This is a genomic window from Pectobacterium sp. S5 (assembly GCF_051707265.1).
GTDB classification, from domain to species: domain Bacteria; phylum Pseudomonadota; class Gammaproteobacteria; order Enterobacterales; family Enterobacteriaceae; genus Pectobacterium; species Pectobacterium polare.
Genome location: NZ_JAULSZ010000001.1, coordinates 585652 through 605830, shown reverse-complemented (window position 1 = coordinate 605830; position 20179 = coordinate 585652). Strand labels below are relative to the sequence as shown.

Below are 20179 nucleotides of genomic sequence, written 5' to 3'. Positions count from 1 at the left end.
ATCGCTCCCTAATCCAGCCTGCGCCGGGTTTGCCAGGCCGTCAGGCCAATAAAGACCAGCGCGGAGAGAATGAGAAACAGCAGGTTGGTCATCAGCACCGTACCGATATTCCCCGCGAGAAACAGCGTTTGCAGCGTGCTGACAAAATAGCGCGCTGGGATGATGTACGACACGCCGCGGACAAATTCCGGCATGCTGTCGATTTCAAAAATAAAGCCGGACAGCATGATGGCTGGCAGGAATGCCGCATTCAGCGCCACCATCGCGGCGTTGAACTGGTTGCGGGTGAGGGTGGAGATCAGCAGCCCCATGCCCAGCGTGCTGGCAAGGAACAGGCTGCTGATGACAAACAGCAAAATCAGCGAGCCGCGATAGGGCACCTGCATGATGAAGGTAGAAACCAGAATACACAGCGTCATGGCGATCATCCCAAGAAAGTAATACGGGATGAGTTTGGACAGCAGCAGCTCGGCACGGGTGACCTGCGTAGAGAGCAGCGCCTCCATCGTCCCGCGCTCCCACTCACGGGCAATCACCAGCGAGGTGAGGATAGCGCCAATCACTGTCATGATGATGGTGATCGCGCCGGGAATGATGAAATGCTGACTGATGGCGGCCGGATTAAACCAGTAGCGCGATTGCACCTCGATAAGTTGCTCGAACGTCTCGCCGCGATCTTCCGCCCGCTGCTGTTGCCACAGCAGCCAGATGCCTTCTGCGTATCCCTGCACAAAATTCGCCGTGTTGGGTTCGCTGCCGTCGGTGATGACCTGGATCGGTGCACGATCGCCCGGCCGCGCCAGCCGTTCGGCAAAGTCAGTAGGAATGACGATCAACCCGCGAATACTGCCGGCCTGCATCTGTTGGATCAGGTATTGACGATTATTGCTGATGGTCGGCTCGATAAACGGCGACGCCGCGAAGGTATTCGCCAGATCGCGCGCGTCTTCGCTCTGCTGTTCCATCAGGATACCGACATGCAGGCGGCTGGAATCCAGATTGATGCCGTAGCCAAAGATAAACAGCAACAGCAGCGGAATGACGAACGCAATCAACCCGCTGCTGGGGTCGCGCAAAATTTGGCGGGTTTCTTTCAGGCACAGCGCCCGCAGGCGACGCGTGGAGAAATGCGTGCTGCCGTGCTGGCTCGTTTTATCCTGTTCATGCCTATTCTGTTCAACCATGTTCCGCCTCCCCGCCGTACGCCTGAATCAGCGCGATAAACGCTTCCTCCATTGTCGGTGATGGCGTCTGTGCGCTGGCCGCCTGCTGTTTCAGTTCGTCCGGCGTACCGCTGGCGATCAGCTTGCCGCGGTACACCAGCCCGATGCGATCGCAGTATTCGGCTTCGTCCATGAAGTGCGTGGTGACCATCACCGTGACGCCACGGTTGACCATACCGTTGATATGTATCCAGAACTCACGCCGCGTTAGCGGATCGACGCCGGAGGTCGGTTCGTCGAGAAACAGAATGTCGGGTTCGTGCATCAGCGCACAGGCTAGCGCCAGCCGCTGCTTGAACCCCAAGGGCAGGGCGTCCGGCGTTTGGCGGTAAATAGGCTGGAAGTTGAAGGCGTCGGTCATTCCGGCCATTTTATCGCGCTGCGCCTTGCCCTTGAGTCCATAGACGCCGGAGAAAAATCGCAGATTCTGTTCGACGGTCAGGTTGCCGTAGAGCGAGAATTTTTGCGCCATGTAACCTAAATGCTGGCGGGCTTTGCCGGAGCTGGTTTTCAGATCCATGTCGAGCACCAGCGCTTTGCCATCAGTCGGTACCAGCAGGCCGCACATCATCTTGAAGGTGGTCGATTTTCCCGCGCCGTTCGGGCCAAGCAGGCCGAAAATTTCGCCTCGCTTCACCTGAAAACTGACGTGATCGGTGGCAGCGAAATCACCAAATTTTTTCGTCAGCGCCTGAGCTTCAATCACCGTTTCGCCACGGCTGACATCAATCTGCGGCATGATGCTCGCCAGCGATGAATCACTGGCCGGGCCGCCGCCCAGCAGGTCGATAAAGGCATCTTCAAAGCGCGGATCGGTGTCATGCAGGCTATCCGGTTCCAGGTGCAAGGCGGAGAGCAGTGATGCGCGATCCGCATCGGGCCTTAGCATCAGCCTGACGTACTGTCCTTGAATCACACCGTCACTGACCTGTGGCAGACGCAGCGCTTCCTGCAACACATCCCGATGTCGGCGCGTTCCAGTATCCATCAGGATGCAGCGTCCGGCCATGCGTGTGGTCAGATCGCGCGGCGCACCGCGATACAGCAGTTCCCCTTCGTTCAGCAGCAGCACATCCCGACACTGTTCCGCCTCATCAAGATAAGACGTGCTCCACAGGATCAACATACCGTCGTCGGCCAGTTCGTGCACCATGTGCCACAGTTCGCGGCGAGAGATCGGGTCGACGCCCACGCCCGGTTCATCCAGCAGGAGCACCTTGGGTTGCCCCAGCAGCGTACAGGCCAGCCCCAGCTTCTGTTTCATGCCGCCGGACAGTTTGCCCGCCAGCCTGTCGGTAAAGCGGGTCAGATCGGTAAATGACAGCAGGCGCTCGAACGTTTCTCTGCGCACCTCTCCGGTGATACCGCGCAAGTCGGCATACAGCGTCAGGTTTTCCATCACCGTCAGGTCTTCATACAGCCCGAATTTTTGCGGCATATAGCCCAAAATGGCATGGAGCTGACGATCTTCTTTGATGGGATCCAGATTCGCCACGCGCAGTGTTCCGTTACTGGGGGTTAATAATCCGGCCAGCATGCGCAGCAGGGTGGTTTTACCCGCGCCGTCGGGGCCAACCAGCCCGGTAACCGCACCGCTGTGGATCTCGGCGGTGAGGCTGGCGAGCGCGGGTTTCTCCTGTCCGGCAAAGCGTTTTTCCAGCCCGTCCAACACGATCTGCGCGGGAGAATTAGTCATGGCGAACGGGCTCGTGAGCGCGATTGGCATCCTCGGTGCGTGCGTCTTCAAAACGCAGCGTGACCGGCATCCCTTGCCGTAATCCGTCATCGGGATCGTTAACGACGATGCGCAGGCGATAAACCAAATCGGTGCGGAGATCTTCCGTTTCGACGCTTTTCGGTGTGAATTCGGCGCTAGGTGAGACAAAACCGACTTTGCCACGATAGGGCTGATTGGGGCGGCCATCGGTATAAATCAGCATCTGGCTACCGGGCACGACGCGTCCGAGATCTTTCTCGCTTACGTAGGCGCGTACCCAAACCGGGCGAGTCAGTGAAAGGGTGAAAACGGTATTGCCCGCCGCCAGCATGCTGCCTTTTTCGGCGGCGCGAGTGAGGATCACGCCGGGAGACGGTGCCAGCAGCTCGGCATCCTGTTTATTCAGTTCTGCCTGTGCCAGTCCGGCTTCGGCCTGTGCTACTGCTGCCTGAGCAGCGGCAATTTCCTGCGGTCGGTTACCGCTTTCGAACTGGCTCAGCTTGTCTTTCGCGGCCTGTAGTGTTGCAAGCGCCTGATTACGTGACGTTCTGGCGTCGTCGAGCATGTTGGCGGAAATCGCGCGTTTGTCCCACAGTCCTTGCTGACGCTGGTAGAAGCTGTTGGCGTAATCATAGGCCGCCTGACTCTGTGCAACCTGAGATCGCACCTGCGCGATCTCTTCCTGTCGGTAGCCTTCCTGCGACAGTTGAAGCTGTGCCTGCGCGCTGGCGAGGTTCGCCTGTGCCTGATGTTGTGCATTCAGATAAGGTGCGGCGTCCAGCGTTGCCAGCGGCTGGCCGGCCTGCACGGCATCGCCCTCATCAACGTTCAGCTCAGCCACTCTGCCGCCGACGCGGAAGGCCAGATTGACGGTGCGGATATCCACATTGCCGTAGAGCGTTAGCGGTTTTTCCTTCTGTTGCTGGTGGTGATAAAAGCCATAACCCGCACCGAGCAGGACAAGAACGAGGGCAGCGAACGCCAGTTTTCTCTTGTTCATCACGCATAGTTCCTTATTTATTTATAAAGAATAGTTCCTTATTTATCAGCGGTTGGCTTGTCAGCGGTAGCGATCCCGCAGGCCGTTCAGAGGACGCGGCGTCTCTTATTTCTGGAAGCTATTAATCATATGACGGGTTACAGGGGTTTATGGCGATTTAGAGTGATCAAGTTCACAAAAATACATTGCATTCGGCCGATACTTTCAGACACCTCCGCTTGCGTTGTTTTTATGTATTTGATTTTAAATAAAAACAGTAGAAATGTAGCAATATTGTAATTTGTTTCATTGAATGATAATAATTGTTATTAGCAATTGCATGTGTATTGGTACTGACATAGTGATCTGACAGCACTGACGCGGCGTACAGAGGTGAGAAACCCGGTGTTCAATGCCTGAGCGGATCATCACCCGCCAAGATGTTTCGCGTGAGACGAAGCATTTTGGCATTTTTTTGCCTGCCACGACGTGCCTGTTCCCAGATAAGCACCTCGTCACAGGCGGTGACTTTTATTGACGGTTGGATACATAACCAAAGGGGAAGGACAGTGAACCAGATGCGCACTTTACTCGCATTGATGCCATGCGTGCTGATTGCTCCGGCGTATGCACAGGATGACACGACCAAAAAGGATGAGGCGAGCGGTGATGAGATGGTGATTACCGCCTCACGCTCGAATATCCAGCAGCAGAAAGCGCCGCAGGTGGTCACGGTGATTACCAAAGAGCAAATCGAGCAGCAGATGCAGGTCACCTCCGACTCGTCACAAATTTTGAGCAACCTGCTGCCTTCGTTCTCTCCCAGCCGTCAGAAAATGAGCGGCAGCGGTGAAACCTTCCGTGGGCGTGCGGCTCTGGTGATGATCGACGGCATTCCCCAGTCCAACCCGCTGCGTCCGACTGGGCGTGAGATGCACACGATAGACTACTCGATGGTCGAGCGCATCGAAGTGATCCATGGCGCGAACGCCACCAACGGCATGGGCGCGACGGGGGGCGTGATTAACATCATTACTCGTCGACCGGAAAATGGCTCATTTAATCAGCACGTCAACGTGCAAACTACGATCCCGACGGAAAAGATTCGCGGTGAAACCGCCAGCTATAAAACTACCTATCGGGTCGATGGGCGTGAAGACTATCTCGACTACCTGTTCGCGATTGGTTATGAGAATCAGGGACTGTATCTGGACGGCAACAATCGTCCTGTTGGTGTGGATAACACGCAGGGTGATACCATGGACTCCCGCTCTTACGACCTGTTAGCGAAAGTCGGGTACTGGCTGGATGACTATCAGCGCATTCAACTGAGCGTGAACCGCTATAACATTAAAAATGAGAATAACTATCTGAGCGTAGATGGTATTCGTACACAAGGTATTCCGACGACGTCGGTGCGTGGTACACCGCCGGGTGAAGCGCCACATAACAGCATATGGACGACCGGCTTTACTTACGAAAATCATGATCTTGCAGGAATGAAACTGTCCGCGCTGGTATTTAATCAGCGCTATGAGGCGCTATTTGGCGCAACGAACTCGAATACGTTTCAAGACCCTGCGATAGCGCCCAGCGGGACGCTGTATGAGCAATCTCGATCCGTTGCTAATAAATATGGCACTAAATTGGCGTTGACTAAAGACGACTTGCTGGATGATACGCTTAAAGTCACCGTCGGATTCGATACGCTGTACGATAAAGGGAAGCAGGATCTTTACCTGACCAAGCGTACCTATGTGCCGGAGATGGAATACACCAACTATTCACCGTTTATTCAGGGTGAATATCAACTGCTGGATAACGTCACATTGCATGCGGGTGTACGCCACGAAATCGCCAAGCTGCGCGTCGGTGGTTACCAAACGCTGGCATTTTATGGTGGTCATTCGGTAGAAGGCGGTAGCCCTAAATTTAATGAAACGCTGTATAACGCCGGTATCGTCTATGCGGCGACGGACTCGCTGAGTTTGTTTGCCAACTACTCGGAAGGGTTTGGTATGCCGGATGTGGGGCGTGCGCTGCGTTCCATCAGGCGTTCAGGTGTTAGTCTGAAAAACTTTGACGGCTTTAAGCCGGTTGTGACAGATAACGTAGAGACGGGGTTCCGTTTTAAACGGGATAAGTTTGATTTTGAAGCCAGTTATTATGAGTCCAAATCGAAACTGGGCGAAAACGTGACGGAGAGCGGTGGCGTATTTTTGTCCGAACGCCAGCGCACTCAGATTCGCGGTGTTGAAGTGACTGCGGGCTATCAGATCAACGAGCAGCATAAAGTAAATGCCTCTTATGCGCATAGCGAAGGAAAATATGACGACAATAAAGATGGCAAAGTGGATACAAAATTCAACGGCCTGAATATTGCACCGGATCGTCTGATCACCAGTTGGTCGGCGAATTGGAACGATAAATGGAGCTCATTCGTGCAGGCGAATTATGCCTTTGGCCGCAGTTTTGACGATGCGGGTATGGCGTTTGACGGTTACCTGTTGATGGATGCGGCGGTGGGTTACAAGCTGCCATATGGTCGCCTCAACGTGGCGGTGGCTAACCTGCTGGATAAACAGTACATCACCTACTATTCGCAGGCGGGGCTTGTTAACGATACGCGCTATTTCTCTGGGCGCGGCCGCACGGTAACGCTGGGTTATTCGGTTGATTTCTAAGCGTAACCGATTTAATTCTGTCCTCAGTTCAGCAACACGGCAGCGTTTTACGCTGGCCGTGTTGTTGTCTTTTCTGCTGGTGACGTTAGTGCAGGCGGCAGAATCGCCGCGTCAGATTCGGCATGCGCTGGGCGTAACTGCGGTGACGGGGACGCCGCTGCGTATCGTGACACTGTTTCAGGGGGCGACGGATTCCGCCGTGGCGCTGGGAATCCAACCGATTGGCGTGGTGGAATCGTGGACGGAGAAGCCGATTTATCGCTACTTGCGTCCCGCTTTGCAGGGCGTAACGCTGGTCGGGCTGGAAACGCAGCCCAGTCTGGAAACTATCGCGCTACTCAAGCCTGACCTCATCGTGGCGTCTACGTTTCGGCATGAGAAAATCTACGGTCTGCTGTCGCAGATTGCGCCGACGATTGCGCTAGACAGGGTGTCGGAATTTAAAGAAACGGTACAGATGATGGGTGTGGCGCTGAACAGGGAAGAGAAAGCGAACGAGATTTTAGCCCACTGGGAGCGGCGCGTGGATGCGCTGCGTGACCGGTTGAAAGCGCGGTTCGGTGAACGCTGGCCGCTCAGCGTGTCTATTCTCGAATTCCGTGAAGATCACATGCGTACCTATCTGCCCGCCAGCTTTGCCGGATCGGTGCTGTCGGAAATCGGTTTTGTCTGGTCGCGGCCGGAAAGCTATACGTCAGGCGTGATGCAAAAGCTCACCAGCAAAGAGAGCATTCCGGTGGTGGATGCCGATTTGTTCTTTGTTTTGCTGCGTTCGGACAAGCCTGCGGTGGCGCAGAACTATCTCGACTGGCAGGCGCATCCGCTCTGGCAGCGGCTGCATGCGCCTCAGCAGCAACAGGTGTATCCGGTGGATAACGTAGCCTGGAGCCTGTCTGGCGGTATTTTAGGGGCGAATAATATGTTGGACGATATCGAACGGCAGTTTGCTGGCAAGGCCGAGTCTGTGGTTAAGAAGCGCGATATCGCAAAGGAGAACGCTACGCGATGAGACAGGGCATCGTGACGGCAGCGGGTGTCGTATTGCTGCTGCTGAGTATTGTTGCCAGCCTGATGCTGGGGCAAACCACCATTTCGTTGGGGGCCGTGTTCAATTCACTGTTCCATTACGATCCGCAGCAGATCGATCACATACTGGTGCTAACGACCCGCCTGTCGCGGACGGTGATTGCCATTGTTGTCGGTGCCAGCCTTGCCGTTGCCGGGGCATTAATGCAGGCGTTGACGCGTAACCCGCTGGCGTCGCCGGGGATATTTGGCATTAATGCGGGAGCCATGTTTGCCATCGTCCTGCTGTCTTCCCTGTTTACCTTTTCCTCACAGATCGCGCTGGCGTGGACGGCCTATCTGGGTGCCGCTGTGGCTGGCGTTATGGTGTATGTGTTGGGAACGCTGGGCAATGCCCGTTCCAGCCACTTACGCATTGTGCTGGCTGGTGCCGCCATTAGCGCGCTGTTTATTTCGTTTACGCAGGCGCTGCTGGTGATCAATCAGGACGGGCTGGACAGCATGTTGTTCTGGCTGGCTGGTTCGGTGTCCGGTCGCAGCCTGTCGATGCTGTTACCGCTCCTGCCGTACTTTGTTATCGCGCTTTTCCTCGCACTACTGCTGGCGCGTCACTTGAATATTCTGGTCGCGGGCGACGAGATCGCCAAAGGTCTGGGGCAGAGAACTGCGCTGGTGCGTGCGCTGTCCGGGCTGTGCGTGATCGGGCTGGCGGGCGGCGCGGTGGCGATAGCCGGAAATATCGGTTTTGTCGGGCTGATCGTGCCGCATATTGTGCGTCGCGTGCTGTCTGCCGATCACCGCTGGCTGTTGCCCGGCTGCGCTATTTTCGGTGCCACGCTGTTGCTGCTGGCTGATGTCGCCTCGCGTCTGCTGATCGTGCCGCAGGAAGTGCCGGTTGGGGCCATGACCGCGTTGCTGGGCGCGCCCTTCTTCATTTATCTGGCGAGAAGAGGGATGCGGCATGGGTAAGGTGTATACCGTGCGCGTGGGAATGATCTCGCGCCAGATTGATCGCCGCACGTCTGCGGTGGCGTTGTCGCTCCTGCTGGTGTTGTTAGTCGTCGTGTTCCTGTCGCTGTCATTAGGGCAGGTGGTGTTGTCTCCCGCACAGGTGATGTCAGCGCTGCTGGGAAAAGCAGACAGCGGCGTGCACTTTATCGTCAACGACCTGCGTTTGCCGCGTGCGCTGCTGGCGCTGTTGGTCGGTGGGGCGCTGGCGATATCCGGCTTGATTCTGCAAAGCATTGTGCGCAATCCGCTGGCCTCGCCGGATATTCTGGGGATTACCAGCGGGGCATCGGCGGCGGCGGTGTTTTTCCTCTCGTTCCTGGCGACGGTGATAAGCCAGCGTTGGCTACCGCTGGCAGCAATGGGCGGGGCGTGGGTGACGGCGGTCGCCATTTATCTGCTGGCCTGGAAGCAGGGCGCATCGCCGCTGCGGCTGGTGCTGGTTGGCGTTGGGCTGTCCGCCATTATGGGCGCGGCGGTGACGATGATGCTGGTGTTTAGCCCAATCGGCACCACGCTGACGGCCTATGTGTGGCTGACGGGCAGTATTTATGGCGCGCAGTGGCAGCATGTGTCTGCGCTGGCGGGCTGGTTACTGCTTGGCGCGCCGTTTCTGGTCGGGTTGGCGCGGCACGTTAACGTGCATGAACTGGATGACGCGCTGGCCTGCGGCGTTGGGCAATCTGTCGGACGCATCCGGCTCGCACTGCTGACGCTGAGCGTCGCGCTGGCAGGGGCGGCGATTGCCTATGCAGGCGCGATGGCGTTTGTCGGCCTGCTGGCCCCGCATATTGCGAAAAAGCTGGCTAGCCGTTCATTCCCCGGACTGGCGCTGGTGTCGGCGCTGACGGGCGGTTTACTGGTGATGGTGGCCGATTTAATTGGCCGCACGACGTTCTTACCGCTGGATCTACCGGCCGGCATTTTTATCTCCGTGCTCGGGACGCCTTTCTTTATCTATTTATTGCTTCGGCAACGTTATTGAGATTGCAAGATTATGCCAGAGAATGTGCAGCCAACATGCGTCCCCCACACTGACCGCGAGGCGATTGTCAGCCAGTCGTTGACGCTGAGTTACGAAAAACAGGTCGTGATTGATGCGCTGGATATCACGCTGCCCGCTCAGAAAATTTCGGTGCTGGTGGGCAGTAACGGCTGCGGCAAGAGCACGTTATTGAAGTCGTTTGCCCGCCTGCTGAAACCCACGAGCGGGACGATTATTGTTAACGGGGCGGATATCCATCGGCAATCCACCGTTGAGGTGGCGAAGTCGCTGGCGATTCTTCCGCAAACGCCGACCGCGCCGGAAGGCCTGACGGTCTATCAGCTGGTGAAGATGGGGCGCTACCCGCATCAGTCGTGGTTGAAACAGTGGTCGGAAACGGATGAAGAAAAAGTGCTTCAGGCGCTGCGCAGTACCGGCGTGCTGGCATTAAAGGATCGCGCGGTAGATTCGCTGTCCGGCGGGCAGCGCCAGCGCGTCTGGATTGCGATGACGCTGGCGCAGGATACCGACATCGTTCTGCTGGATGAACCGACGACCTATCTCGATCTGGCGCATCAGATGGAGGTTTTGGATCTGTTACGGGAGCTGAACGCGCAGCAGCACAAAACCATCGTTATGGTGTTGCATGATTTGAATCTAGCGTGTCGCTATGCGCATCACATGGTGGCCGTACATAACCGGACGGTATTTGCGCAGGGCAACCCGCGTGACATTCTCACGGAAGCCACGGTAAAGACGGTGTTTAACCTGAACTGTCGCATCATTGACGATCCGTTCTTCGGCACGCCGCTGTGCATTCCGTTTGGACGTGAAGCGGCGGAGCGTGCGGCCGATGTCGGCTAACCGTCTGACGGCACCGCAGTGGGCGATGCTCTCCGGCACGCTGCAATTAACGGATGCTTCACTGCGGGCAGGGCAGGAGAGTTGCCCGAGCCGTAGGGTGTTGGATCCTGAGTATTGCCGCTGGCTGCTGGAAACGCTGACGCCGCCGTTACTGTCGCCGTCGATCAAGATTACCGCCTCGCTGCTGGCGAAGCGCATTGGCTTCTTAACCACGGCCGCCAGCCTGTACGCCATGTCGGTGTATAACAAAGGGCTGAACATGACGCTGGATAACAGCGTGCTGGAATTCGGACACGCTCGCCTGTGGACATCGACCATGCCGCTTTACGATCTCACCGTCTCCCTGCCGGAAGTGGGGCAACGAGACGCGTGGCGCGATAGCCTGTTCGACACGCTGTTTGCTCAACACCTGTCGCCGATCCTGCATACGTTGTCGGCGGTGTCGGGCGCACCGCTGCGCATTCTGTGGGAAAACGTCGCGGTGCGGGTATTTTCGTTATACGAACAGCGCATTGAGTGGGACGCTCCGGCGGTGGTGTGCTCACCGGGAATGACGCTGGCACAGCAGGTGCAGCAGGACTTTGATGCCTTGCTGGCGGCGCCCGGCGAACGTTTTGGCTGTGATGATAATCCGCTGAAACCGTTCTTCCGTGCGAAAACGCGGGTCCCCGCAGCGGGGCGTTCGGTGAGCTTTCGTGACGTGCGCTTTCGCCGAACCTGCTGTTTTTATTACAAGGCCTCGCAGCCGCAGGAATACTGTCAAAACTGCCCGTTACTGCGCCCCGCTAGAAAAACGTAGGGAACGTTTTTCAACGTCGCTTGCGACGGCCCATAGGGTGGCGGGCAGGCAGCAAGCGCACAAATCTCCGGGAGCTTACGTCAGTAAGTGACTGGAGTGAGTAAGAGAAGCCAACGCACATGTAGCTTGAAGTATGACGGGGATAGAATCTCTGCTACAATCGTCGGCAGTCATGCACCGTAGTTGTGCTCGTTCACCGTGGTTGTTGCGTATGTCGTTGTTTACGTAGATTGTTACGTGAGTTGTTACGTATATAGCGGCTCAGCAAACCCGTCTTACTGACCCTCTGAAAACTACACCGGCTACTGTCCGGTCAGAGCGGATCTGGAGTTGTTCTCTTTATGTCATTTGATTCTCTCGGCCTGAGTGCCGATATTCTGCGCGCGATTGACGAGCAGGGTTATCGCGATCCTACTCCTGTTCAGCGTCAGGCGATTCCTGTCGTGCTGGAAGGGCGCGATTTAATGGCCAGCGCGCAAACCGGTACGGGCAAAACAGCGGGCTTTACGCTGCCGTTATTGCAATTGCTGACCAGCCGTGAAGCGCAGCACAAAGGGAAAGGTCGCCGTCCGGTACGCGCACTGATCCTGACGCCAACCCGTGAGTTGGCTGCGCAGATTGATGAAAATGTGAAGTCGTATAGCAAGTATCTGAGCCTGCGTTCACTGGTCGTATTCGGTGGTGTGAGCATTAACCCACAGATGATGAAACTGCGCGGCGGCGTAGATATTCTGGTGGCGACACCGGGACGTCTGCTCGATCTGGAGCATCAGCGCGCTGTTGACCTGTCACAGATTGAAATTCTGGTGCTGGATGAAGCAGACCGTATGCTGGATATGGGCTTCATTCACGACATTCGCCGTGTACTGGCGAAGCTGCCTGCTAAGCGTCAAAACCTGCTGTTTTCCGCGACCTTCTCTGATGAGATCAAAGCGCTAGCGAACAAGCTGCTGACTAATCCAGCCTCGGTTGAAGTCGTGCGTCGTAATACGCCGTCTGAACTGGTTACGCAGCACGTGCATTTTGTTGATAAGCGCCGCAAGCGTGAACTGTTGTCGCAGCTGATTGGTGAAAATAACTGGCAGCAGGTGCTGGTATTTACCCGCACCAAACACGGTGCTAACCATCTGGCTGAGCTGCTGGAAAAAGACGGTATTACCGCTGCGGCTATCCACGGTAATAAAAGTCAGGGAGCGCGTACTCGTGCACTGGCGAACTTCAAAGACGGCAGCATTCGCGTGCTGGTTGCGACGGATATCGCCGCGCGTGGTCTGGATATCGACCAACTGCCGCACGTGGTGAACTATGAGCTGCCAAACGTGCCGGAAGATTACGTTCACCGTATCGGCCGTACCGGTCGTGCGGAAGCAACGGGCGAAGCGCTGTCGCTGGTCTGTGTGGATGAGCACAAACTGCTGCGCGACATCGAGCGTTTGCTGAAGCGTGAGATTCCACGTATCGCTATCGAAGGCTACGAGCCGGATCCGTCCATCAAGGCCGAGCCGATTGTGAATGGTCGTCAGGGCAACCGTGGCGGTGGCGGCGGTGGTGCACGTAATGCATCGCCTCGCGCACAGTCTGGCGCGCCACGCGGTCAGTCCGAGCGCAGCCAGGGTCAGGGCGAACGCCGTCCGGCCGATGGCAATCGCCAGCCGCGTAAAGCGGGCGGTAATAGCGATAGCCCGTGGGGTGGTAATAAAGGTAATAGCGGGAAAGGTAGTGGCGAAGGCCAACGCCGCGCACCGCGTCCGCAAAATCGCAGTAAGCCAGCGGACAAGTAAAATAGATAGGGAGCCCAGCGGCTCCCTTTTTTTATCGCGTTATTTCGCCGTGGCAGGTTGTGCGGTCAGACGACGTGGACGATAGAACATTGCCGCGTTGCCCGCCAGAATCAGCAGCAGGCCGATAAGCGCGTTGGGCCGCCACTGGTAGTCTTCAAATAGTGTCGAAATCGACAGTGCCACCAGCGGAAAGAGCAGCGTGGTATACGCTGCCTGACTGGCACCGATGCGACCGATCAGGCTGAAGTAGGCGCCGAAGCCGATGACTGAACCAAAGATAGCCAGATAGAACAGGGAACCCAGATAGCTGGCGCTGTACTCCGGTGCGAAGCTATATCCCTGAATCAGACTGAACAACCCCATCCATAGCGCACCATATCCCATGCCCCAGCCGTTGGTCGTCAGTATGTCGCGGCCCTGTCGCTGGTGCTGGGCGCTAATCATATTGCCGAGCGAGAAGCAGTAGGTGCCCAGAATGCTTAATCCCACGCCCCACAGCAGATGGGGCTGCGCGTCGATTTGCATTAAGTCATGCCAGAACAGCGCGACGATGCCGATCAGCCCGAGCGGTGTGGCGATCGCCACGTTGCGTGTTAACGGCTGGCCGAAGAAAATACGGCTATTAAAGGCGTTAAACAGTACCGCCATCGAAAAAATGATGGATTCCAATCCGCTCGAAATCCAGGCGATAGCGTGATAAAAACAGAGAAAGTTGACGCCGAATACGCATAGCCCTTGTACCATACACAGCAGATGAGCGCGTGATGAAAGCGGACGCAGGCGACGCGTCAGGGCTAGAATCGTCAGTAAGATGGCCGATGCCAGCGCAAAGCGCCAGAACACGGAGACTTCGGCAGCGACCTCGCCGTGTTGCAGGCTAATCGCGATCCAGGTCGTGCCCCAAATCAGGACGACAGAAAAATAGAGTAAGGTATTCATTGGGTGATTCCGTATGAGTGCATGGCGGCAGTATGGCGCGTGCGTTTGTCGCGGGCTTTCAGCACCTTGCTGTAAATAACAGAATCTTGCGGTTAAGTGAAAAACGGAGGCAGCAATGCATCGTTATAAAGCGTTCGATACCATGCTGCATCATAAAACCGAGCTGCGCGACACCGTCGAGCTGACCTCCTGCGTGCGGCTGGCTTCATGGTTTAACCGCCACGATCGCGTCACGATGGAAAACACTGAACACCATACGCTCAGCCTTTATACCGCTGGTGGTTATGAGAGCTATCATAAAACGGCGGACGGCTGGCATAACGGCGGCGGGCCGGATCGTTTCTGCCTGATGCCGAAACAAAGCGCCTCGACCTGGGATCTTCGTGGCGACCTCGAGTTTGTGCATCTGTATTTTGACGATGCGCACCTGCGGCAACTGGCTGAGCAAACCTGGGATCGCAGCCCGGCGTCGATCTGCACGGAAGAGCGGGTATTTGGTAGCGATCCGCTGATTACCTCGCTGTATCGACAATTTCTGCTCAGCAATCGCTGGGACGACTCTGCGAATCAGCTTGTGCTGAGTAGCGCCGCGACGCTGTTGATGATTCAGGTGCTGCGTGGTTACACCCAATTGCAGTGGGAACTGCCTACGGTGCGCGGCGGGCTGTCACCTGTTGTACTGCGGCGCAGCAAGATGCAAATTGAGGCACATCTCGATCAGCCGCTGACGTTACAGACGCTGGCGGCGGAAGCGGGGCTTAGCGAGTTTCACTTTGCACGCATGTTTCGCCAGAGTGTGGGAATGGCACCGCATCAGTATGTTCTGAAACAGCGATTGGCCCGTGCGGAGGCGCTTGTGCGACAGGGTTCGCTGTCGATTACGGACATTGCGCTGGCCTGCGGGTTCAGCTCTGCCAGCCACCTGAGCCACCAATTCAAAAAGGAATACGGTCTGACGCCGTCGGCGCTGAGGCTGGCGCAGAAGTAGACCGGAAAAGTAGATGGGTGAACAGTCAGTGAGGCATTGTTGAGGCGGACAAATGTCCGCCTCACGCTTTTCTGGATGCGATTACTTCGCCGCCAGCAGGCATAAATTCAGCGCCACTTCATACGATTTCACAAACGACGGCACAGGAAGAAACTCAAAACGCGAGTGGAAATTGTGTGCACCGGTGAAGAAGTTCGGCGTGAGCAACCCTTTGGCAGACAGCGCAGCGCCGTCCGTGCCGCCGCGCATTGGTGTCACTTTGGGTTCAATGCCCAGCGTGTCGAGTGCGGCAAACAGCAGGTCGATAGCGCGGCGATCGTCGGTGATAGCGTTGCTGATATTGCTGTAGATATCGGTGAGGGCATAGGTCACGCTGCCAGTCGGGTACTGCGTGGCAATCTTCTCTGCGATTGCGGCGATCTGCTGCTTCCGCTGTTCAAACGTGGCTAAATCAAAGTCGCGGATAGACGCCTTGAGCTTCGCTTCATTGGCATTCGCCGTCAGGTCGTTAAACCAGACATAACCCTCGCGTCCTTCCGTGTGCTCCGGCGTCTGCTGGCGATCGAACTGGCTGATAAAGTCATGTGCCATGAGCAGCGGGTTAACCAGCACGCCTTTCGCCGACATCGGGTGCGCTGGCACACCGGTAAAGCGAATTTCTGCGGAAGCCGCATTGAAGTTCTCATACACCACTTCACCCAGCTCGCAGCAGTCGATGGTATAGGCAAAATCGACATCGAAGCGTTTAAGATCGAGCGCTTTCGCTCCACGCAGCCCAATTTCTTCATCTGGCACGAAGGCGACCACGATATCGCCGTGCGGCGTCGCGTCACTCAGGTTCTCCATCAGCGTCATGACCACAGTCACGGCGGCCTTGTTGTCCGCGCCGAGTACGCTGGTGCCGTCGCTAAAAATAATGTCCTGCCCAACATACGGCAGAATTTCCGGGTGTTCCGCCGTGCGCAGCCAGATGTCCTGTTCGGTATTCAGACACAAATCTTCACCGGTAAAGCGCAGCGTTTGCGGGTGAATATGCGGCGACAGGCCGACGTCAACCGTATCGATATGAGTAATAAAACCGATACGCGGTGCGGACGGACAGTTGCCCGGCTTCACGGCCGTCACGGTGGCGTGCTCATCAATCACCACATCCTGTAGGCCCAGCGCGCGGAGCTCGTCCGCCAGCAATCGCGCCATTTCATGCTGTTCCGGTGTGCTAGGCAATGTTGTCGAACGGGCATCGCTTTGGCTGGTGACGGCGAGGTAACGGTAAAAACGCGTGCTGAGCTGATGAGCTAAACGGTCTGTCATAACGAATCCTTTTTATTCAGTAATAGCTATGACAGTTATCCTAACGTAGAAATTATTTCATTCGGTGGTTTTATTTGTCATTTTATTGTCATGGTTTTTCTCTTTCAGGCAGGGGACGTCAGAAAGCAAACGCACTAAATGGGACACGAATAACACTAAATGGGACATGAATAACATAACAAGCGAGGACTGGAATGAAAAAAGCAGGAATACGATTGACTCTGGCAGCATTGACGCTGGCGGTCGCCTCAGCGGCCTCGGCGAATACGCTGGTGTACTGCTCTGAAGGATCGCCGGAAAACTTTAACCCGCAGCTTTACACCTCCGGCACCAGCGTGGATGCCAGCGCCGTGCCGATTTATAACCGTCTGGTGGATTTCAAAGTAGGCACCACGGAGCTGGTGCCGAGTCTGGCGGAGCGTTGGGACGTCAGCGCTGATGGGCGTGTCTATACCTTCCATTTGCGCAAGGGTGTGAAATTCCAGAGCAATAAATACTTCAAACCTGCGCGTGATTTTACCGCCGACGACGTTATTTTCTCCTTCATGCGGCAAAAAGATCCGCAGCACCCTTACCACAGCGTCTCGAAAGGGACCTATGCCAATTTTGAAAGCTTGTCCTTTGGCTCGTTGATTCAGAGTATTGAGAAAGTGGATGACCACACGGTGCGCTTTACGCTCTCCCATGCGGAAGCCCCGTTTCTGGCCGATTTAGCCTGGTACTTCGCGTCTATTCTCTCTGCGGAATATGCCGATACGATGCTCAAAGCCGGGACGCCGGAGCGTGTAGATATGGAGCCGATTGGCACCGGACCTTTTGAATTAGCGCAGTATCAGAAGGATTCACGCATCCTGTTTAAAGCGTTCCCCGACTATTGGGAAGGCAAGGCCAAGCTGGATCGGCTGATTTTCACCATCACACCGGATGCCTCCGTGCGTTACGCCAAGCTGGAGAAGAATGAGTGTCAGGTGATGCCGTTCCCTAATCCCGCCGACCTGCCGCGCATGAAAGAAAACAAGGACATCGTGCTGATGCAAAAGGCCGGACTGAACACCGGCTTCCTGTCGTTCAATACTCAGAAAGCACCGACGGACAATGTGAAAGTGCGGCAGGCGTTAACGATGGCGATTAACAAGCCAGCGATTATCGAAGCTGTTTTCCAGGGAACCGGAACAGCGGCGAAAAACTTGCTGCCGCCGGGTGTCTGGAGTGCCGATAGCGATCTGAAGGACTATGACTACGATCCTGAAAAAGCGAAGGCGTTACTGAAAGAAGCCGGTTTGGCGGAGGGCACCGCTATCGAACTGTGGGCGATGCCGGTACAGCGTCCGTATAACCCGAACGCTCGCCGCATGTCGGAGATGATTCAGGCGGACTGGGCGAAAGTCGGTGTGCAGGCCAAAATTGTCACCTTCGAGTGGGGCGAATACCTGAAAAGGGTGAAAGGCGGTGAGCATCAGGCGGCATTGATGGGTTGGACAACGGCAACGGGCGATCCTGATAACTTCTTCGGGCCGCTCTTTACCTGTACGGCGGCCAATGGCGGCTCCAACTCGGCAAAATGGTGTTATGCGCCGTTTGATAAAATCATTATCGAAGCGCGCGCTTCACAGGATCACGAGCAGCGTATTGCCTTGTACAAGCAGGCGCAGCAGATGATGCACGATCAGGTACCGGCCGTCATGATTGCGCATTCCACCATCTTTGAACCTGTGCGTAAGGAAGTGACCGGGTATGAGGTCGATCCGTTCGGTAAGCATATTTTCTATCAGGTAGACGTGAAGAAGTAAGATGCAGTGAAAACGGCACGCCGCACGGCGTGCCTGACCAGATCGTTTCTGTCTGATGCCGAAACAGAGCTCGTTGACCTGGGATATCCGTGGCGACTTCAGCTCTGTACACCGGTATTTTGACTATGCGCACTTGAGACAGCTGGCCGAACAAATCTGGGATCGCAGCCCGGCGTCGATCTGTGCAAAAGAGCGGATATTTGGTAGCGATCCGTTGATAGTGTGGGAATGGCACCGTTAGCGCGAGCGGCGCACCAGCAGAAAGGTCGCGCCCGCGAGGGCGTAACAGATAAAGATCACCAGCGCCATAGAGAAGGCCGAGGTGCCGTTAATGCCGGTCAGCGGCGTGCTGAGGGCGCCGAGCATAAACAGGCTGGTGCCGATCAGCGCCGAGGCGCTGCCGGCCAGACTGCCCTGTTCCTGCATCGCCAGCGTCGAGGCGCAAGGCCCAATCAGGCCAATCATGGACACTGTGATGAACAGCGGCACCATGATCACCGGCAACGGCGCCTGAACAAAACCGGCCACCAGCAGCGCCAACGCCGCAAGTACGGCGATGCACAACGCCATTTTCAGCACCGCCAGCTCGCCTTTCTTACGGCATAGCGCGGTGGCGATCTGGGCGCTGAGTACCATCCCCACGCCGTTGATGGCAAAGCACAGGCTAAATGCCTGCGGGCTGAGCTGATACACTTCCTGCAACACAAACGGAGAGGCGCCGATATAGGCGAACATCCCTGCGCCGACCAGCCCTTGCGTCAGACACAGGCCCATAAATTCGCGCTGGGTCAGCAGCGTGGCGATGGAGCGCAGCAGCTTGCCGACGCCGCCGGTAATGCGGCGCTCGGGGGGCAAGGTTTCACGCAGACGCCAGGCGGAAATCACCACCAGCAGAACGGCGATGACCGATAAGGCGACGAAGATGCCGCGCCAGTCCATGACGCGCAACAGCACGCCGCCCATCACTGGTGCCAAAATCGGGGCCAGCCCGTTAATCAGCATCAGCAGCGCAAAAAAACGCGTCAGTTCATGACCGCTGTATAGGTCGCGGGCGATAGCGCGCGACAACACGGCACCGCCTGCGCCGGAGGCACCTTGCAGGAAGCGGGCGATGATCAACTGATGAATATCCGGCGCCAGCGCGCACCACACTGAGGTGAGCAGAAAAATCGCCAGCGAGGTCAACAACGGCCCGCGGCGGCCGCGCGCATCGCTTAGCGGGCCGAACAGCAGCTGTCCGGCACCGAGGCCGAGCAGTCCGGCGGTCAGGCTCAGCTGCGCTGTGGACGCCGAGGTGGAGAGTTCGTTGCTCAGCGCGGGTAGCGCCGGCAGATAGAGATCGGTACAGAGTGGACCGAGTGCGGCCAACAGGCCAAGGACCAACGCATAGCTCAGGCGGGTCGAGCCGCTTAGCGGCTGTGTAGCGGTTTTATTCATGGCGTTCAGATATCGTAAAAATATGATTTAACAGATTGTTATAGAGTTGATGCAGCAGTTCGTCGGCGGCTTGCGAATGCAGCACGGCGCGAAATGCCGATCCTTCGGCGAGGGTTGCGACCAGTTCCACGCGGGCCGCAATCTGCGCTGCGGTGAAATGCGGATAGTGGCGCGCCATCAGGCTGCAAGCCTGTTGAAACAAGCGGTCATCGGCTTCTTGCAGGATCTCGGCGATGCGCGCATTGCGGGTGGCTTCAGCGGTGACCTCCAGCATCAGCGCGCGATCGTCTTCGCGCACGGTGCCAGCGTCCTGCTTGCCGCGCAGCGAGAGCGCCAGCGCGGTGTCGCGAATATGGCTGGCATGGTCGATGCCGAATTCCATAAACTGCAACTTGTCGTTGGTAATGCGCCGTACGATCTCTTCGATAATGGCGTTCTTATTGTCGAAATAGCGGTAAATCTGCCCAACGCTCAGTTCGGCATGCTTGGCAATCTCCGCCATCCCGCCGCCGTGAAATCCGCCGCGGCGAAAGCAGACCCGCGCCGCAGCGATAATTTGATCGCGGCGGCGTTGTGTCCGCTCTTCTTTACTCATTATTGCCTGCATATGAACCTCTTTAACGTCAGGAAAATGCGCCTTACGAAAAC

At 56.5% G+C, this 20179-nt stretch carries 16 protein-coding genes and 1 pseudogene; 10 read left to right on the top strand and 7 right to left on the bottom strand.

Annotated features, from left to right (window positions below; genetic code table 11):
• Positions 1-8 precede the first annotated feature (8 nt).
• The 3 genes from QWJ20_RS02785 to hlyD are packed head-to-tail and all read right to left on the bottom strand — an operon-like array spanning position 9 to position 3940.
• Positions 9-1184 (bottom strand): ABC transporter permease, encoded by a 1176-nt coding sequence (locus QWJ20_RS02785; RefSeq protein WP_433991782.1) that lies wholly within the window; start codon positions 1182-1184, stop codon positions 9-11.
• Positions 1177-2919: an ATP-binding cassette domain-containing protein gene (locus QWJ20_RS02780; protein ID WP_433991781.1), complete on the bottom strand. Its 1743-nt coding sequence runs from the start codon at positions 2917-2919 to the stop codon at positions 1177-1179. The genes QWJ20_RS02785 and QWJ20_RS02780 overlap by 8 nt, the downstream gene beginning before the upstream one ends.
• Positions 2912-3940, bottom strand: coding sequence for a secretion protein HlyD (hlyD, locus tag QWJ20_RS02775; protein ID WP_433991780.1), 1029 nt, complete (start codon positions 3938-3940; stop codon positions 2912-2914). Before hlyD ends, QWJ20_RS02780 begins: the two co-directional genes overlap by 8 nt.
• A 557-nt stretch (positions 3941-4497) precedes the next feature.
• On the opposite strand from hlyD, the gene QWJ20_RS02770 reads away from it, so the two are divergent.
• The 7 genes from QWJ20_RS02770 (at position 4498) to rhlE (ending at position 13066) form a co-directional block, all read left to right on the top strand.
• Positions 4498-6603, top strand: coding sequence for a TonB-dependent receptor (locus QWJ20_RS02770; protein ID WP_433991779.1), 2106 nt, complete (start codon positions 4498-4500; stop codon positions 6601-6603).
• Positions 6593-7612, top strand: coding sequence for an ABC transporter substrate-binding protein (locus QWJ20_RS02765; RefSeq protein ID WP_433991778.1), 1020 nt, complete (start codon positions 6593-6595; stop codon positions 7610-7612). The genes QWJ20_RS02770 and QWJ20_RS02765 overlap by 11 nt, the downstream gene beginning before the upstream one ends.
• Complete coding sequence (locus QWJ20_RS02760) at positions 7609-8598, top strand: FecCD family ABC transporter permease (RefSeq protein WP_174871350.1); 990 nt, start codon at positions 7609-7611, stop codon at positions 8596-8598. The genes QWJ20_RS02765 and QWJ20_RS02760 overlap by 4 nt, the downstream gene beginning before the upstream one ends.
• Positions 8591-9622 carry a FecCD family ABC transporter permease gene (locus QWJ20_RS02755; RefSeq protein WP_174869238.1) on the top strand — a complete coding sequence of 344 codons (1032 nt, stop codon included), beginning with the start codon at positions 8591-8593 and terminating at the stop codon, positions 9620-9622. Before QWJ20_RS02760 ends, QWJ20_RS02755 begins: the two co-directional genes overlap by 8 nt.
• A gap of 12 nt (positions 9623-9634) precedes the next feature.
• Positions 9635-10486, top strand: coding sequence for an ABC transporter ATP-binding protein (locus QWJ20_RS02750; RefSeq protein WP_174869237.1), 852 nt, complete (start codon positions 9635-9637; stop codon positions 10484-10486).
• The gene (locus QWJ20_RS02745) at positions 10476-11285 is read left to right on the top strand and encodes an IucA/IucC family C-terminal-domain containing protein (protein WP_433991777.1); all 810 of its coding nucleotides are present in this window, start codon (positions 10476-10478) and stop codon (positions 11283-11285) included. The genes QWJ20_RS02750 and QWJ20_RS02745 overlap by 11 nt, the downstream gene beginning before the upstream one ends.
• A 341-nt stretch (positions 11286-11626) precedes the next feature.
• On the top strand, positions 11627-13066 hold the full coding sequence (gene rhlE, locus QWJ20_RS02740) for an ATP-dependent RNA helicase RhlE (RefSeq protein ID WP_095699105.1): 1440 nt from the start codon (positions 11627-11629) through the stop codon (positions 13064-13066).
• A gap of 39 nt (positions 13067-13105) precedes the next feature.
• On the opposite strand, the gene QWJ20_RS02735 is transcribed toward rhlE, so the two are convergent.
• A complete protein-coding gene (locus QWJ20_RS02735; protein ID WP_119889534.1) occupies positions 13106-14005 on the bottom strand; it encodes a DMT family transporter in 900 nt (299 codons plus the stop codon).
• A gap of 115 nt (positions 14006-14120) precedes the next feature.
• Between QWJ20_RS02735 and QWJ20_RS02730 the strand changes: the two genes are divergently transcribed.
• On the top strand, positions 14121-14993 hold the full coding sequence (locus tag QWJ20_RS02730) for a helix-turn-helix domain-containing protein (RefSeq protein WP_433991776.1): 873 nt from the start codon (positions 14121-14123) through the stop codon (positions 14991-14993).
• Positions 14994-15074: 81 nt separating this feature from the next.
• Here the strand turns inward: QWJ20_RS02730 and pepT are convergent, their stop codons facing one another.
• Positions 15075-16304 (bottom strand): peptidase T, encoded by a 1230-nt coding sequence (gene pepT, locus QWJ20_RS02725; RefSeq protein ID WP_433991775.1) that lies wholly within the window; start codon positions 16302-16304, stop codon positions 15075-15077.
• Between the two features lie 194 nt (positions 16305-16498).
• On the opposite strand from pepT, the gene QWJ20_RS02720 reads away from it, so the two are divergent.
• Positions 16499-18094 (top strand): ABC transporter substrate-binding protein, encoded by a 1596-nt coding sequence (locus tag QWJ20_RS02720; RefSeq protein ID WP_433991774.1) that lies wholly within the window; start codon positions 16499-16501, stop codon positions 18092-18094.
• A gap of 37 nt (positions 18095-18131) precedes the next feature.
• Positions 18132-18314 (top strand): annotated as a pseudogene (locus QWJ20_RS02715) (AraC family transcriptional regulator); the annotation flags it as partial.
• Between the two features lie 17 nt (positions 18315-18331).
• On the opposite strand, the gene QWJ20_RS02710 reads toward QWJ20_RS02715, so the two are convergent.
• Together QWJ20_RS02710 and QWJ20_RS02705 are read right to left on the bottom strand one after the other, a co-directional pair.
• A complete protein-coding gene (locus QWJ20_RS02710) occupies positions 18332-19531 on the bottom strand; it encodes a multidrug effflux MFS transporter (protein ID WP_433991773.1) in 1200 nt (399 codons plus the stop codon).
• On the bottom strand, positions 19524-20138 hold the full coding sequence (locus QWJ20_RS02705; RefSeq protein WP_433991772.1) for a TetR/AcrR family transcriptional regulator: 615 nt from the start codon (positions 20136-20138) through the stop codon (positions 19524-19526). Before QWJ20_RS02705 ends, QWJ20_RS02710 begins: the two co-directional genes overlap by 8 nt.
• Positions 20139-20179: the final 41 nt, after the last annotated feature.

Coding starts and splice junctions, on each gene's coding strand:
- rhlE (WP_095699105.1), top strand. CDS start 11,627: ATGTCATTTGATTCTCTCGGCCTGAGTGCCGATATTCTGCGCGCGATT.
- QWJ20_RS02780 (WP_433991781.1), bottom strand. CDS start 2,919: ATGACTAATTCTCCCGCGCAGATCGTGTTGGACGGGCTGGAAAAACGC.
- pepT (WP_433991775.1), bottom strand. CDS start 16,304: ATGACAGACCGTTTAGCTCATCAGCTCAGCACGCGTTTTTACCGTTAC.
- QWJ20_RS02750 (WP_174869237.1), top strand. CDS start 9,635: ATGCCAGAGAATGTGCAGCCAACATGCGTCCCCCACACTGACCGCGAG.
- QWJ20_RS02755 (WP_174869238.1), top strand. CDS start 8,591: ATGGGTAAGGTGTATACCGTGCGCGTGGGAATGATCTCGCGCCAGATT.
- QWJ20_RS02735 (WP_119889534.1), bottom strand. CDS start 14,005: ATGAATACCTTACTCTATTTTTCTGTCGTCCTGATTTGGGGCACGACC.
- QWJ20_RS02720 (WP_433991774.1), top strand. CDS start 16,499: ATGAAAAAAGCAGGAATACGATTGACTCTGGCAGCATTGACGCTGGCG.
- QWJ20_RS02745 (WP_433991777.1), top strand. CDS start 10,476: ATGTCGGCTAACCGTCTGACGGCACCGCAGTGGGCGATGCTCTCCGGC.
- QWJ20_RS02785 (WP_433991782.1), bottom strand. CDS start 1,184: ATGGTTGAACAGAATAGGCATGAACAGGATAAAACGAGCCAGCACGGC.
- hlyD (WP_433991780.1), bottom strand. CDS start 3,940: ATGAACAAGAGAAAACTGGCGTTCGCTGCCCTCGTTCTTGTCCTGCTC.
- QWJ20_RS02760 (WP_174871350.1), top strand. CDS start 7,609: ATGAGACAGGGCATCGTGACGGCAGCGGGTGTCGTATTGCTGCTGCTG.
- QWJ20_RS02730 (WP_433991776.1), top strand. CDS start 14,121: ATGCATCGTTATAAAGCGTTCGATACCATGCTGCATCATAAAACCGAG.
- QWJ20_RS02705 (WP_433991772.1), bottom strand. CDS start 20,138: ATGCAGGCAATAATGAGTAAAGAAGAGCGGACACAACGCCGCCGCGAT.
- QWJ20_RS02770 (WP_433991779.1), top strand. CDS start 4,498: ATGCGCACTTTACTCGCATTGATGCCATGCGTGCTGATTGCTCCGGCG.
- QWJ20_RS02710 (WP_433991773.1), bottom strand. CDS start 19,531: ATGAATAAAACCGCTACACAGCCGCTAAGCGGCTCGACCCGCCTGAGC.